We start from the raw sequence: 14,840 nt of genomic DNA, 5'->3' as shown, positions 1-14,840 counted from the left end.
ATGATGGCAGAGAGGTCACACCCGTTCCCATACCGAACACGGAAGTTAAGCTCTCTAGCGCCGATGGTAGTTGGGACCTTGTCCCTGTGAGAGTAGGACGTCGCCAAGCAACTAAAAACACAAGTCTTTTGACTTGTGTTTTTTTTATTTCCCATGAAATAGGTTAGGTTCTGTTAGTAAAAATGATGAAATATAGTAAGGGATTTTTTGAGCAGAAATATTAAGAAATTGATAAATAAATGGATAATCTTCAGAGCCATAGCTTCCAAGTAAGTCATACCACCAATCTGTTTCATACCTAGAAATCATGCTTAAATTATAGAGCAATAAATAATGAACGAGGAGTTCAGGTAATACTGGTTTAGGATTTCTAGGATCAGTTGTAAGTGGTAAATAATAAGTATTAGTAAGGTATTCATAGTATAAAGGAGTACTGTACATAGGATTCCATGATTGAATTGGCGCCGTAAAAAGTAAATTCGATTCATTAGTTTTCTCAGGTACATGTTGCATTGATAAATGCTTACAGGATGTTTCAATGTAGCGAGAAAATCTCTCTTTAGTCATATGTAATCGATCTAGTAGGTCTCCTGAAAAGGACAGCTCATTTTTAATTGTTGAATCGATTTTATATAAAGTTGATCCTTTTTGACTATAGCGGAACAAATTTTGTAATTCTGGAATATTTCCCATTAGTTCTAACATGTTAAATTTTTCTGCTTCTAAGTGTTTCATGTGAAACAGTTGTTCTGCAACATGAGTAAACAATCCGTTTTTTTGTACCTTCACCTCATCTTCTAAAAATTGATACCCTTGTTTTTTTCGTTTGCGAGTTGTAACGCCATGAGCTAAAACAGTAGTGGATTCAGGATAGTTAGGATCAATGGTTAGTAGACATGCTTTAAAAAGTTGGCTAATTCCATAAAATAACAACATTGGTTGAATGGAAAATGGAGCTGTCTTATATAATTCATAATAATTTTTCCCGTGTTCTAAGTAATAAATAAAGGGATAACAATTTTCAAAACTTTTTTTTTCGGCATCCTGAATAGAGGATTTTTCATAACAACGGGCAAGATAACGTTGTACGTTTTGAGATGAAAAAAAGAAACTTAACTGCTGCCAAGTGCAAGATGTTTGATGCATATATTACGCTCCTTTTATTGTCTAAAAATTCTAACATATATATACGTCCTTGACAGTATTTTAACCAATTGATAAGCTACTAATAATAATTTCTGGTATCATAGGGGGAACAATTATGTGGGAATCTAAATTTGTTAAAGAAGGTTTGACTTTTGATGATGTATTACTTGTACCAGCTAGGTCAGATATATTACCAAGAGAAGTAAGTGTTAAAACAGTTTTATCTGAAAGCTTACAGCTAAACATCCCGTTAATTAGTGCAGGAATGGATACAGTAACAGAAGCTGACATGGCTATTGCAATGGCTCGCCAAGGTGGTTTAGGAATTATTCATAAGAATATGTCTATTGAGCAACAAGCAGAGCAAGTTGATAAAGTAAAGCGCTCTGAAAGCGGCGTTATTTCAGATCCTTTCTTCTTAACTCCAGAACATCAAGTATATGATGCAGAACATCTTATGGGAAAATATCGTATCTCAGGTGTACCGGTTGTAAATAATTTAGATGAGCGAAAATTAGTTGGTATTATTACAAACCGTGATATGCGCTTCATCCAAGACTACTCAATCAAAATTTCTGACGTAATGACCAAAGAACAATTAATTACAGCTCCAGTTGGTACTACACTGGAAGAAGCTGAAAAGATCCTACAAAAGTATAAAATTGAAAAACTCCCTCTTGTTGATAATAACGGTGTATTACAAGGGCTGATTACAATAAAAGATATTGAAAAAGTAATTGAATTCCCAAACTCTGCTAAAGATAAGCAAGGACGCTTATTAGTTGGAGCGGCAGTTGGTGTAACAGCTGATGCTATGCTTCGTATCGATGCATTAGTAAAAGCTAGTGTAGATGCAATTGTACTTGATACAGCTCATGGGCATTCTAAAGGCGTTATTGATAAGGTAAAAGAAGTTCGTGCTAAATATCCATCATTAAATATTATCGCTGGAAATGTTGCTACAGCTGAAGCAACGAAAGCATTAATTGAAGCTGGTGCAAACGTAGTTAAAGTTGGTATTGGACCAGGTTCTATTTGTACAACACGTGTTGTAGCTGGTGTTGGTGTACCACAATTAACAGCAGTTTATGATTGTGCAACCGAAGCTCGTAAACACGGTATTCCAGTTATTGCTGATGGCGGTGTTAAGTACTCTGGTGATATGGTTAAAGCTTTAGCAGCAGGAGCACATGTTGTTATGCTAGGTAGTATGTTTGCTGGTGTTGCCGAAAGTCCTGGAGAAACTGAAATTTACCAAGGTCGTCAATTTAAAGTGTATCGTGGTATGGGTTCTGTCGGTGCGATGGAAAAAGGAAGTAAAGATCGTTACTTCCAAGAAGGAAATAAAAAACTTGTTCCAGAAGGTATTGAAGGACGAGTACCATATAAAGGACCTTTAGCAGATACAGTTCACCAATTAGTTGGTGGCTTACGTGCAGGTATGGGATATTGCGGAGCACAGGATTTAGAATTCTTACGCGAAAATGCACAATTCATTCGTATGTCAGGTGCAGGCTTACGTGAAAGTCATCCTCATCACGTACAAATTACAAAAGAGGCTCCAAACTACTCATTATAATGTCTTATATACAAATAGACAGAGATTTGATATCTCTGTCTATTTTTTTTTGATTATGTTAGAATAACGGTTATGTGAGTACATAGATATTGGGGGTAGCAAAAGTGAAAGGTATGTTTTGCAAAAGATTCATTGCTTTGGTAACAGTGCTTACACTAGCTTGTAGCATTTTTATGCCATATAGCAATGCATCAGCTGAAACAGGAGCCGCTTTAAACATTGAAGCAGGCGCGGCAATTTTAGTAGAAGCGAATTCTGGGAAAATTTTATATCAAAAGAATGCAGATGAATTATTATCCATTGCTAGTATGACAAAGATGATGAGTGAATATTTAGTTCACGAAGCAGTGGATAAAGGAAAACTTAAGTGGGACCAGAAAATTAAGGTTTCTGAATATGCATATAAGGTTTCACAAGATGCTTCATTATCAAATGTTGCATTAGAAAATGGTGGCTCTTATACAGTAAAAGAGTTATATGAGGCAATGGCAATCTTTTCTGCAAATGGTGCAACAATTGCATTAGCAGAAGCAATTGCAGGTAAAGAAGTAGATTTCGTAAAAATGATGAATGATAAATCGAAAGAACTAGGGTTGAAAAATTATAAATTTGTCAATTCTACAGGTTTAACGAATAAAGATTTAAAGGGAATGCACCCTGAAGGAACAACAGCAGATGAAGAAAATAAAATGTCTGCAAAGGATGTTGCAACTTTAGCACAACATTTAATTAAAGATTATCCAAAAGTGTTAGATACAGCAAAAATTCCTAAAAAAGAATTCCGTCCAGAAAAAGAGAAGTTTGCAATGTCAAACTGGAACTGGATGTTAAAGGGCTTAGTTAAAGAATATGATGGCGTAGATGGTCTGAAAACAGGCTCAACTCCAGAAGCAGGAGATTGCTTCACTGGTACGGTTGAAAGAAACGGTATGCGTTTTATTTCTGTAGTTATTAAAACAAGTTCTCATACAGCACGTTTTGATGAAACAAAGAAGCTATATGATTATGGATTTGCTAACTTTGAAGTGAAACAAATGTATAAAAAAGGTTCTTCAGTAAAAGGACAAGAAACAGTAAGAGTAGAAAATGCGAAAGATAAAGATGTAGCAGTTCAAACGAAACAAGCTATTTCACTTCCAGTGCCAAAAGGAAGTAAAGATGTTTATAAAACAGAATTAAAAGAATCAAGTAAGGGACAAGAAGCACCTATTAAAAAGGGAGCTGCGCTTGGTCAAATGGTAATTACGCCAAAAGATACAAACGACCCTGGATTTTTAACTGGTAAGTCGTTGCAAGTGGATCTTGTAACAACATCTGAAGTAGAAGAAGCAAACTGGTTTACTCGTGCTATGCGCGGAATTGGTTCATTCTTTAGTGGTATGTGGAATAGTGCTGTTGATACAGTAAAAGGTTGGTTTTAGAAGCTCCTCATGGTAGGGGCTTTTTTTTTATTCCTATTTTTCATACCGACTTTATGAAAAAGTAGTAGACAAGCATCTGATAGTTAGTGGTAGAATGTAAGAGTATTCTTAATTTTCGCCTTTAACGGGGGAAAGCAATTCACCTAGGGGGGTTTTTGTACATGACAAATGTAACAGGGACAGAGCGTGTAAAACGTGGAATGGCAGAAATGCAAAAAGGCGGCGTTATTATGGACGTAATTAACGCTGAACAAGCAAAAATTGCAGAAGAGGCAGGCGCAGTTGCCGTTATGGCATTAGAGCGTGTACCAGCAGACATTCGTGCAGCAGGTGGCGTTTCTCGTATGGCAGACCCAACAATCGTTGAAGAAGTTATGGGTGCAGTGTCAATTCCGGTTATGGCAAAATGCCGTATCGGTCACCTTGTAGAAGCACGTGTATTAGAATCATTAGGGGTAGACTATATCGATGAGAGTGAAGTATTAACTCCTGCTGATGAAGTATACCATTTAAATAAACGTGATTACACAGTTCCATTTGTATGTGGTTGCCGTGATATCGGAGAAGCTGCACGTCGTATTGCAGAAGGTGCATCTATGCTTCGTACAAAAGGTGAACCAGGAACAGGAAACATTGTAGAGGCAGTGCGTCATATGCGCCAAGTCAATGCAGAAATCCGTCAAGTTGCGAGTCTACGTGAAGATGAGTTAATGACATATGCAAAAAATACTGGTGCTCCTTACGAAGTATTACTTGAAATTAAACGTCTTGGTCGCTTACCAGTTGTAAACTTTGCGGCAGGTGGTATAGCAACGCCAGCAGATGCTGCATTAATGATGCAACTTGGTGCTGATGGGGTATTTGTTGGATCTGGTATCTTCAAATCAGAAAACCCAGAGAGATTTGCACGTGCAATTGTTGAAGCAACGACTCATTATGAAGATTACGAACTAATTGCAAGTCTTTCTAAAGGATTAGGTAATGCAATGAAGGGTATCGAAATTTCAACGTTATTACCAGAACAACGCATGCAAGAGCGTGGATGGTAATTAAAGGAGAACTTTAAAATGGTGAAAATCGGTGTACTAGGTCTTCAAGGTGCAGTTCGTGAACATGTAAAATCAGTTGAAGCAAGTGGTGCAGAAGCTGTTGTTGTAAAGCGTATAGAGCAACTTGAAGAGATTGATGGTCTTATTTTACCAGGCGGTGAAAGTACAACAATGCGCCGTCTTATTGATAAGTATGCTTTCATGGAACCACTTCGCACATTTGCAAAGTCTGGTAAACCAATGTTTGGTACATGTGCAGGGATGATTCTTCTTGCGAAAACACTTATTGGCTATGAAGAATCACATATTGGTGCTATGGATATTACAGTTGAGCGCAATGCGTTCGGACGCCAAAAGGATAGTTTTGAAGCTGCGCTTTCAATTGAAGGCGTGGGTGAAGACTTCGTTGGTGTATTTATCCGTGCGCCGTATGTTGTAGAAGTAGCTGATAATGTTGAAGTGCTTTCTAAGCATGGTGACCGAATGGTAGCGGTAAGACAAGATCAGTTTTTAGCTGCTTCATTCCATCCGGAATTAACAGATGATCATCGTGTAACAGCATACTTTGTTGAAATGGTAAAAGAAGCGAAAATGAAAAAAGTTGTATAAGTAACTTGCAACTTGTATAAGATTATAGTAAATTGATGGTAACAATTTTATAAAATAAGCGTGTTGATAGGAAATAGTAACAAATGTTGTTTCTTATAGAGAGTCGATGGTTGGTGGAAATCGATAGAAACAGTTTGTGAATCCATCCTGGAATGGAATGTGGAACATCTTTTGGATTAGTAAGCATTCCCGGTGAAGAGCCGTTATTTCTACTTGAGAGGAAAGCGGTAATGCTTTCAACTAGGGTGGCAACGCGGGTTAACTCCCGTCCCTTTATATAGGGACGGGAGTTTTTTGTGTTTTATAAAATAAAAGGAGGAGTATATAATGCTTGATATTAAATTTTTACGTACAAACTTTGAAGAAGTAAAAGCGAAATTACAGCATAGAGGTGAAGATTTAACTGATTTCGGACGTTTTGAAGAACTTGATACGAGAAGAAGAGAACTACTTGTTCAGACAGAAGAATTAAAAAGTAAACGTAATGAAGTGTCTCAACAAATCTCTGTATTAAAGCGCGAAAAGAAAGATGCAGAAGCTCTAATTTTAGAAATGCGTGAGGTTGGAGAAAAAGTAAAGGATTTTGATAACGAACTTCGCACAGTTGAAGAAGACTTAGAAAGATTAATGTTATCTATTCCAAATATCCCTCATGAGTCTGCTCCAGTCGGTGAAACAGAGGATGATAATGTAGTAGCGCGTACTTGGGGAGAAGTGAAAGAATTTACTTTTGAACCAAAACCACATTGGGATCTTGCTACTGATTTAGGAATTTTAGATTTTGAACGCGCTGGGAAAGTAACAGGAAGTCGCTTCGTATTTTACAAAGGTGCTGGTGCAAGATTAGAGCGTGCTTTAATTAGCTTTATGCTTGATCTTCATACTGATGAGCATGGATATGAAGAAGTATTACCTCCATATATGGTAAACCGTGCAAGTATGACAGGAACAGGACAACTTCCAAAGTTTGAAGAAGATGCATTCCGTATTGAAAGTGAAGATTATTTCTTAATTCCAACAGCTGAAGTACCTGTAACGAATATGCATCGTGATGAGATTTTAAATAAAGAGCAATTGCCTATAAGATATGCTGCATTTAGCTCTTGCTTCCGCTCTGAAGCAGGTTCAGCTGGTCGCGATACACGCGGTTTAATTCGCCAGCATCAGTTCAATAAAGTAGAGCTTGTGAAGTTCGTAAAACCAGAAGATTCTTATGAAGAGTTAGAAAAATTAACAAATGATGCAGAACGCGTGTTACAATTATTAGAGTTGCCATATCGCGTTATGAGCATGTGCACAGGCGATTTAGGATTTACAGCAGCGAAGAAATACGATATTGAAGTATGGATTCCAAGCTATGGCACATATCGTGAAATTTCTTCTTGTAGTAATTTTGAAGCTTTCCAAGCGAGACGTGCAAATATCCGTTTCCGCCGTGAGCCAAATGGAAAACCAGAACATGTCCATACATTAAATGGATCTGGTCTTGCAATTGGACGTACGGTTGCAGCTATTTTAGAGAACTACCAACAAGAAGATGGTACAATTATAATTCCAGAAGTTCTTCGCCCTTATATGGGAGGAAAAACAGTTATTAAGTAAATTTAAACATTCATCGGTATGAGTGATTGGTAATTATGAGCGTTGTCAGTACTGTAATGTAGGAAGGGGAAAGTAAAATTTTCCTTTCCTCATAATTTATTTTAGTAGGGTTGACTAACTGTTTTTCTTTTGATATTATATTTGATGTCAATATGGAGGTATACCCAAGTCTGGCTGAAGGGATCGGTCTTGAAAACCGACAGGCGGCGAGAGTCGCGCGGGGGTTCGAATCCCTCTACCTCCTCCAGATATAATTGACAACAGCGCATATAAGTGGAGATTGGAGAACTCGTTACCAACACGTAACGAGTTTTTATTTTAAAACCAATCATAAAGTATGGTGTAAGGTAATTTTGTCCTTATTACACACTCATATTCCGATGATTATCTTCATAGATATGAAAGGAGTCAACATGGATCTTATTATACAAACGTTTCCTTTAGATGGAAAAACTTTATATTATGTACAATGTCCTGTCTGTAAGAACAATAGAATTTTAAACAGTGGTGCAAACGTATCACGCATTATTAGTGATGATACATTCCGTAAACTTTGTGGTTGTACTTGTGATGTAAAACCAGCTACGAATAAAGTAGAGGTGCCAAAACAAGTTAAAAAAGCAGCTGTAAAGAAAGAAGCGGCCCCAAAACGTACAGGTAAAGTATTAACGGCAGTAATTAATGGGAAAGAAATGACTGTTAAAGAGATTGCTGAAGCATACGATATTAGTACAAGTACTGTTCGTCAGCGTATTAACGCAGGAAAACCTGAGAGTGAAATTATTGCTCCAACAAAGAAGAAGTAATTTAATAGGAAAACCCGTGCATATGCACGGGTTTTTTATTTTACAAGTTTACGTGTTTGTTTTAAAAAATGGCCAATTTTTTTAATGATTGGTTCGATTGAATCCCCATCTTTTAAAATATCGTACTCATTAATATTTAAGCGTAATACAGGGCATGAATTAAAGTTGTTAATCCAGTTTTCATAACGTCCATGCATTTCTTTCCAGTACTCAATTGGCGTTTGCTGTTCCATTGGGCGTCCGCGTTCTTGAATACGATCGACAATATCATCGAAAGAACCTTCTAAGTAAATTAATAAGTCTGGATGAGGGAAGTAAGGAGTCATGACCATAGCGTCAAATAACCCTTTGTATGTTTCATAATCAGTTTCCGTCATCGTACCTTTTTCATGATGCATCTTTGCGAAAATTCCAGTGTCTTCGTAAATAGAACGATCTTGAACAAAACCGCCACCGTATTCAAAAATTCTTTTTTGTTCCTTAAATCGTTCTGCTAAAAAGTACACTTGTAGGTGGAAGCTCCAGCGAGTGAAGTCCGCATAGAACTTGTCCAAGTATGGATTGGAATCTACTTTTTCAAATGATGTGCGATAACCTAAAGCATTAGCTAATGCAGTTGTCATAGTTGATTTACCCACACCTACCGTTCCGGCGATAGTGATTACTGCGTCATTGGGTATATCATATTTTTGCCTTAAATTCATTATTATTTCGACTCCTTTAAGAGAGTATTTTGAAGGGCAGATAGGATGACGTTTAAATCATCAGGATTTTTTACAAAATCCATATCGTCTCCATTAAATTTCAATACTGGTATTTCCGGATGATCATTTTTAAAAGCATCCATTGCTGTTTCATAATCTTTTGTGAGCTGTAGTAAGTAATTTGGATCCATGTTTTTTTCAAATTCTCTTCCGCGCATGGCGATTCGTTTTTGCAATGTTTCTAGGCTAGCTGTTAAATAAACAATGACGTTTGGCACAGGCATATCTTGTGTAAGAATACGATAAATTTGCATGTACTTGTCATATTGAGAGTCTTTTAATGTGCGGGATGCAAAAATTAAATTTTTAAAGATATGGTAATCCGCTACTACTGGTTTCTTTTGATTCAAATACTTTATGTTAATATCTTCTAATTGTTTGTATCTATTACAAAGAAAGAACATCTCTGTTTGAAAACTCCATTCGTCGATGTCTTCATAGAACTTTCCTAAAAAGGGATTTTCATCAACAATCTCTTTTAGTAAGTGGAGTTGCATGTGAGTTGAAATTTCCTTCGCAAGTGAAGTTTTTCCAACACCAATTGGTCCTTCAACCGTGATAAATGGTACTCCGGTCACGCTGTTTCCTCCTTTCAATCAGTGATTTACCGTGACTACTAAAAACACAAAACAGAATTATTGTAGCACAAGAGGGAAGCGAGCGGGTTAATTTGATATAAAAAGTTAGAAAATAGATATATGTATTAATTAAATTTTATTTTGGATGACGATGTTATATTTGCTTTCAATGTAGTTTTCATTATTTTTAAAGCATGTATATTATCTTGGTCGTTGTTAGAGGCGATACAATCCTGTGGTACATACAATGTATAATTTCTCATATGGGCATCATTAGCTGTAAATAGGATACATATATTTCCGGCAACTCCTGTTAATATTAGATTTTCTATTTTTAAATAACCTAGTAATGAATTTAAAGGTGTTTCATAAAAAGCGGAATAATGTGGTTTAATAAAAATGTAATCATCAGAACTTGGAGCAATCTTATGGATTATATTTTCGCTATATTTATTTGTGCAATGAGTAATAAGTTGGTCGATATCAGATCTCCAAAGTTGATAATGGTCATTAACGTAAATTATAGGATAGCCGAAGGATTTCATTTTTTTCTTTAATTGTAAAATAGGGTTTGTGATAGTCTCACATTTTTGAGCTAGAATGGGTCCGTGGGAAAATTGAAAGTCATTAATCATATCGATAATGAGCAAGGCGGTATTTTTCATATGTAATCCCCTCTCTTTTTTCTTTTAGGGTGGATTGAATATGTAAAAGTTATCCCCTGTGTAGTAAATGGAAATAAGTGTACTTTATTTGTAATGAAAGGACTATGTTATGGAACAAGATCAAGATATTTATTTTATGCAATTAGCGATAGAAGAAGCCAAAAAGGCAGAGGAAATACAGGAAGTGCCAATTGGAGCAGTTATAGTGTTAGATGGTGAGGTAATTAGTGTTGCCCATAATTTAAGGGAAACTGAGCAAAGATCAATAGCTCATGCTGAGTTGCTAGCAATAGATGAGGCGTGTAAAAAATTAGGGACATGGCGTTTAGAAGATGCAACATTGTATGTAACATTAGAACCTTGTCCAATGTGTGCGGGTGGAATTGTTTTATCACGAGTGAAGCGAGTTGTATATGGTGCAAGTGATCCGAAGGGCGGGTGTGCAGGGACATTAATGAATCTTTTAACGGATGAACGCTTCAATCATCAATGTGAAGTAGTATCTGGTGTATTAGAGGAAGAATGCGGTACGTTGTTAACAAACTTTTTTAGAGAGCTTCGTAAAAAAAGAAAAGCGATAAAAAAATTAGAGAAAAATACTGGGAACTAACGTATTTGCATTTTATAAAGAAACAAGTTATACTGATAATGCCTTTAATGAAGGCAACCGAATATTGGTTTTAACTTTGCCGTGCTAAGCGGGGAGGTAGCGGTGCCCTATACTCGCAATCCGCTCTAGCGAGGCCGAATCCCCTCTCGAGGTTATGTTGCTGTAAGGTCTGCCTTAAGTAAGTGGTGTTGACGTTTGGGTCCTGCGCAACGGGACCCCGTGAACCTTGTCAGGTCCGGAAGGAAGCAGCAATAAGCGGGTCTTCTCGTGTGCCGCAGGAGTGCCTGAACCGAGCTAACTGCTTGAGTAACGCTTATGGTACGTAATCGACGGAGGGTGCACGGCAGTTATATATGTATACAAAACTCACCTTAATACAAAGGTGAGTTTTTTGTATAGAAAATAACTTTTGGAATCTATAAACAGAATGGGTTATAATAAATGAGATAATAACCTTTGAGGGAGGCCGTATTTTCGTGTCATACCAAGCGTTATACCGAACATGGAGACCGCAAAAGTTCGAAGATGTAGTCGGTCAAAAGCACGTGACAAAAACGTTGCAAAATGCCCTTCTTCAAGAGAAAGTTTCACATGCTTATTTATTTTCTGGTCCTAGGGGAACAGGAAAAACGACAATTGCAAAAGTATTTGCAAAAGCAATTAACTGTGAACATGCTCCGGTAGCTGAACCTTGTAATGAATGTCCTTCTTGTTTAGGAATTACACAAGGATCCATTTCAGATGTATTAGAAATTGATGCGGCTTCAAATAACGGTGTAGATGAAATTCGAGATATTAGAGATAAAGTAAAATATGCTCCAAGTGCTGTAGAATATAAAGTATACATTATTGATGAAGTTCACATGCTTTCTATGGGTGCATTCAATGCGCTTTTAAAAACCTTAGAAGAGCCGCCAGGACATGTTATCTTTATTTTGGCGACAACAGAACCTCATAAGATCCCGCCTACAATTATTTCGCGTTGTCAGCGTTTTGAATTCCGAAAAATATCAGTGAATGATATTGTTGAGAGATTATCAACGGTTGTGACAAACGAAGGTACGCAAGTGGAAGATGAAGCATTACAAATTGTTGCCCGTGCTGCTGAAGGTGGTATGCGTGACGCGCTTAGTCTTATTGATCAGGCTATATCTTATAGTGATGAGATTGTTACGACAGAAGATGTATTGGCCGTAACAGGATCTGTTTCTCAGCAATACTTAGGCAATTTAGTAGAATGCATACGTGAAAATGATGTATCAAGAGCATTACAGATCATAGATGAAATGATGAGTAAAGGGAAGGATCCAGTTCGTTTTATGGAGGATTTCATTTACTATTATCGTGATATGCTTTTATATCAAACTTCACCGCAACTAGAACATATGTTGGAACGAGTAATTGTAGATGATCAATTCCGTAAGTTGAGTGAAGAAATGCAACCGGAAGTGATCTATGAGATTATTCATACCCTTAGTAAGGGACAACAGGAAATGAAGTGGACAAATCATCCGCGTATTTTCTTAGAAGTTGTTATGGTGCAATTGTGTCAACAGTTTATGATGCAAGCAAACGGTACTGATCGTTTGCAAGCAATTATGAACAGGATGCAGCAATTGGAGAAAGAGTTAGAGCAAGTCAAAAAGAACGGTGTGCCAGCTGGTGTACAACAGGAAGTAAGAGAGACACGTGCAACACCAAAACCCGTACGAACAGGAAGTATGAAGATTCCTGTCGGGCGTGTAAATGAAGTATTAAAACAAGCGAAGCGTCAAGATTTAGAACAATTAAAAGCTGTATGGGGTGAGTTGTTAGGAAGACTCAAATCATATAACAAAGTAGCGTTTGCTGTTCTACTAGAAAATAGCGAACCAGTGGCAGCTTCAGATGACACTTACGTTTTAGCATTTCAATATGAGATTCACTGTAAGATGGCGAGCGAAAATCGAGAAGCTATGGATACAGTAGAACAAGCTTTATTTGAATTGCTAAGTAAAAGGTTAAATATGATTGCCATTCCAAAAAGTGAATGGGGTAAAATCCGTGAAGACTTTTTACAACGTGAAGGTGGAGAGTCTGAAGAAAGCCCGGAGAAAAAGGAAGACCCTCTTATAGAAGAGGCAGTGAAATTAGTAGGACAAGAACTCATTGAAATAAAAGAGTAATAATAATTAGGAGGAATTAATTATGATGCGTGGCGGAATGGGAAATATGAATAACATGATGAAACAAATGCAAAAGATGCAAAAAGACATGGCGAAAGCACAAGAAGAGCTTGGTGAAAAAACAGTTGAAGGTACAGCTGGCGGCGGAATGATTACAGTTATTGCAAATGGTCACAAGCAAATTCTTGAAGTGAAGATTAAAGAAGAGGTTGTAGATCCAGAGGATATCGAAATGTTACAAGACTTAGTGTTAGCTGCAACAAATGATGCACTTAAAAAGGCTGATGAGCTATCAAACTCTACGATGGGTAAATTTACAAAAGGCTTAAACTTACCAGGTGGAATGTTCTAGGAGGATATTGATACATGCATTATCCAGAACCAATATCAAAACTAATCGATAGTTTTATGAAGTTGCCAGGTATCGGACCGAAAACAGCGGTTCGATTGGCATTTTTCGTATTAGATATGAAAGAAGATGATGTGTTAGGTTTTGCGAAAGCACTTGTAAATGCGAAGCGAGATTTAGCGTATTGTTCTGTATGTGGACATATTACTGATCGTGATCCTTGTTATATTTGTAATGATTCGCATCGAGATCAATCAGTTGTTTGTGTCGTGCAAGAACCGAAAGATGTAATCGCGATGGAAAAAATGAAAGAGTATCAAGGTGTATATCATGTGTTACGTGGTGCGATTTCTCCTATGGAGGGAATTGGACCGGAAGACATTAATATCCCGCAACTCTTAAAGCGACTACATGATGAAACGGTACAAGAAGTAATATTAGCAACAAACCCTAATATTGAAGGGGAAGCTACAGCGATGTATATCTCCCGCCTCTTAAAACCTACAGGCATTAAAGTAACTCGTATTGCACATGGTCTGCCAGTTGGTGGAGATTTAGAATATGCAGATGAAGTGACACTATCGAAAGCATTAGAAGGTCGCAGAGAAGTATAAGAGGAGAAACAAAAATGTTCTTTCAAAAAAAGGGTAAATTGCGTAAAGAGTATGATGATAAGTTAATTGTACTTTTGGAAAAAGTGAAGAATGAGTGGTTACGTCAGAAGAGAATGGTCGAACAAAGTGTAGAACCATCTCAAGATGTCATTTGTTCTTTGAAAATAGCAGAGGCGAAATATTTCTTCTTGTTGAAAGAAGCAAAGCGTCGTCCTGTAAAAATGGAACAATGGTAAAGGGTTCTGCTTTCTGAGCAGGCCTTTTTATTTTATTTGTTAAATGCTGAGGTGTTGTTTTATTAGGTTTATATGAAAGAGATGCCGTTTATGATAACTGTTCTTTTTTATTGTCTTGTCCCATACAAATAGATGTATAGGTCATTCATAAGGAGGAAAAAATGAATTCTACAATTATTATTGTTGGCATTCTTACTTTAGTGTTTATTTTTCTTGTTTTTGGTGTTGCCTCTAAGCCATTACGTTTTATAGGAAAGGTGATTTTTCATGTTACTCTAGGCATAGCATTGCTTTTTATCGTAAATGTTGTAGGGACATATTTTGATTTTCATATCCCAATTAACATGGGTACAGCGGCAATAACGAGTTTATTAGGCCTACCAGGTGTGGCGGCATTAGTGATTATTAAGCTTTATATCATGCCAAGATAAAATTATTTTGGCATTTTTTTAAAAAGTGTTGACTATTAAATGATTAATATGGTAAATTAATAAGCGTCGTCAGGAACGAAAGAAAAAAGTTGTTGACAGATTTAATGAGAAATGTTAAATTATAAAAGTCGCTGAAACGCGATATTGAACTTTGAAAACTAAACGAAACAAACAACGTGAAACGTCAATTTTTATTTTTAGATGCTAGACAAACTA

General features: G+C 36.8%; 16 protein-coding genes, 1 tRNA gene, 1 rRNA gene, 1 other RNA gene and 1 other annotated feature. Of the genes, 15 read left to right on the top strand and 4 right to left on the bottom strand.

Annotated features, from left to right (window positions below; translation table 11 throughout):
- Nucleotides 1–109: ribosomal RNA gene (rrf, locus tag CQ064_RS32155) — 5S ribosomal RNA — on the top strand; the annotation flags it as partial.
- Nucleotides 110–144: 35 nt separating this feature from the next.
- Here rrf and CQ064_RS32150 read toward each other — a convergent pair.
- The gene (locus CQ064_RS32150) at nt 145–1,146 is read right to left on the bottom strand and encodes a YaaC family protein (RefSeq protein WP_000554285.1); all 1,002 of its coding nucleotides are present in this window, start codon (nt 1,144–1,146) and stop codon (nt 145–147) included.
- A gap of 115 nt (nt 1,147–1,261) precedes the next feature.
- Between CQ064_RS32150 and guaB the strand changes: the two genes are divergently transcribed.
- From guaB to CQ064_RS32115, 7 genes are all read left to right on the top strand, one after another.
- The gene (gene guaB / locus CQ064_RS32145) at nt 1,262–2,725 is read left to right on the top strand and encodes an IMP dehydrogenase (protein WP_000264089.1); all 1,464 of its coding nucleotides are present in this window, start codon (nt 1,262–1,264) and stop codon (nt 2,723–2,725) included.
- 113 nt (nt 2,726–2,838) lie between these two features.
- Entirely contained in the window at nt 2,839–4,146 is a 1,308-nt protein-coding gene (gene dacA, locus CQ064_RS32140) for a D-alanyl-D-alanine carboxypeptidase DacA (protein WP_125653127.1), read from the top strand.
- Nucleotides 4,147–4,307: 161 nt separating this feature from the next.
- The gene (gene pdxS / locus CQ064_RS32135; protein ID WP_000186154.1) at nt 4,308–5,195 is read left to right on the top strand and encodes a pyridoxal 5'-phosphate synthase lyase subunit PdxS; all 888 of its coding nucleotides are present in this window, start codon (nt 4,308–4,310) and stop codon (nt 5,193–5,195) included.
- An 18-nt stretch (nt 5,196–5,213) separates the two neighbouring features.
- Nucleotides 5,214–5,804, top strand: a complete 591-nt coding sequence (pdxT, locus tag CQ064_RS32130; RefSeq protein WP_000238793.1) for a pyridoxal 5'-phosphate synthase glutaminase subunit PdxT — start codon at nt 5,214–5,216, stop codon at nt 5,802–5,804.
- Nucleotides 5,805–5,858: 54 nt separating this feature from the next.
- Nucleotides 5,859–6,080 (top strand) — a binding site (T-box leader).
- 51 nt (nt 6,081–6,131) lie between these two features.
- Nucleotides 6,132–7,406, top strand: a complete 1,275-nt coding sequence (gene serS / locus CQ064_RS32125) for a serine--tRNA ligase (protein ID WP_000884174.1) — start codon at nt 6,132–6,134, stop codon at nt 7,404–7,406.
- Between the two features lie 154 nt (nt 7,407–7,560).
- Nucleotides 7,561–7,653: transfer RNA gene (locus CQ064_RS32120), tRNA-Ser, on the top strand.
- Nucleotides 7,654–7,819: 166 nt separating this feature from the next.
- Nucleotides 7,820–8,212 (top strand): sigma factor-like helix-turn-helix DNA-binding protein, encoded by a 393-nt coding sequence (locus CQ064_RS32115; RefSeq protein ID WP_000364192.1) that lies wholly within the window; start codon nt 7,820–7,822, stop codon nt 8,210–8,212.
- A 35-nt stretch (nt 8,213–8,247) separates the two neighbouring features.
- On the opposite strand, the gene CQ064_RS32110 is transcribed toward CQ064_RS32115, so the two are convergent.
- From CQ064_RS32110 to CQ064_RS32100, 3 genes are all read right to left on the bottom strand, one after another.
- Nucleotides 8,248–8,916 (bottom strand): deoxynucleoside kinase, encoded by a 669-nt coding sequence (locus tag CQ064_RS32110; RefSeq protein ID WP_001053585.1) that lies wholly within the window; start codon nt 8,914–8,916, stop codon nt 8,248–8,250.
- Nucleotides 8,917–8,918: 2 nt separating this feature from the next.
- Nucleotides 8,919–9,554 (bottom strand): deoxynucleoside kinase, encoded by a 636-nt coding sequence (locus CQ064_RS32105; protein ID WP_000148212.1) that lies wholly within the window; start codon nt 9,552–9,554, stop codon nt 8,919–8,921.
- Between the two features lie 125 nt (nt 9,555–9,679).
- Entirely contained in the window at nt 9,680–10,219 is a 540-nt protein-coding gene (locus CQ064_RS32100; RefSeq protein ID WP_000798739.1) for a cysteine hydrolase family protein, read from the bottom strand.
- A 109-nt stretch (nt 10,220–10,328) separates the two neighbouring features.
- Between CQ064_RS32100 and tadA the strand changes: the two genes are divergently transcribed.
- The 7 genes from tadA to CQ064_RS32060 all read left to right on the top strand — a co-directional run bounded on the left by tadA (nt 10,329) and on the right by CQ064_RS32060 (nt 14,624).
- Nucleotides 10,329–10,829: a tRNA adenosine(34) deaminase TadA gene (gene tadA, locus CQ064_RS32090; RefSeq protein ID WP_000434330.1), complete on the top strand. Its 501-nt coding sequence runs from the start codon at nt 10,329–10,331 to the stop codon at nt 10,827–10,829.
- A gap of 79 nt (nt 10,830–10,908) precedes the next feature.
- Nucleotides 10,909–11,173: signal recognition particle sRNA large type (gene ffs / locus CQ064_RS32085), an RNA gene on the top strand.
- Nucleotides 11,174–11,305: 132 nt separating this feature from the next.
- Nucleotides 11,306–12,994 (top strand): DNA polymerase III subunit gamma/tau, encoded by a 1,689-nt coding sequence (gene dnaX, locus CQ064_RS32080; protein WP_000121561.1) that lies wholly within the window; start codon nt 11,306–11,308, stop codon nt 12,992–12,994.
- Nucleotides 12,995–13,019: 25 nt separating this feature from the next.
- On the top strand, nt 13,020–13,346 hold the full coding sequence (locus CQ064_RS32075; protein WP_014894853.1) for a YbaB/EbfC family nucleoid-associated protein: 327 nt from the start codon (nt 13,020–13,022) through the stop codon (nt 13,344–13,346).
- 14 nt (nt 13,347–13,360) lie between these two features.
- On the top strand, nt 13,361–13,957 hold the full coding sequence (gene recR / locus CQ064_RS32070; protein ID WP_000559169.1) for a recombination protein RecR: 597 nt from the start codon (nt 13,361–13,363) through the stop codon (nt 13,955–13,957).
- A gap of 14 nt (nt 13,958–13,971) precedes the next feature.
- A complete protein-coding gene (locus tag CQ064_RS32065) occupies nt 13,972–14,193 on the top strand; it encodes a YaaL family protein (protein WP_000466019.1) in 222 nt (73 codons plus the stop codon).
- 161 nt (nt 14,194–14,354) lie between these two features.
- Nucleotides 14,355–14,624 carry a pro-sigmaK processing inhibitor BofA family protein gene (locus tag CQ064_RS32060; protein WP_001089273.1) on the top strand — a complete coding sequence of 90 codons (270 nt, stop codon included), beginning with the start codon at nt 14,355–14,357 and terminating at the stop codon, nt 14,622–14,624.
- The last annotated feature ends 216 nt before the right edge of the window (nt 14,625–14,840 follow it).

Origin of the sequence: Bacillus sp. MYb78 (assembly GCF_002975115.1) — a bacterium.
GTDB lineage: Bacteria > Bacillota > Bacilli > Bacillales > Bacillaceae_G > Bacillus_A > Bacillus_A cereus.
This window is presented reverse-complemented; position numbering and strand designations above follow the sequence as displayed.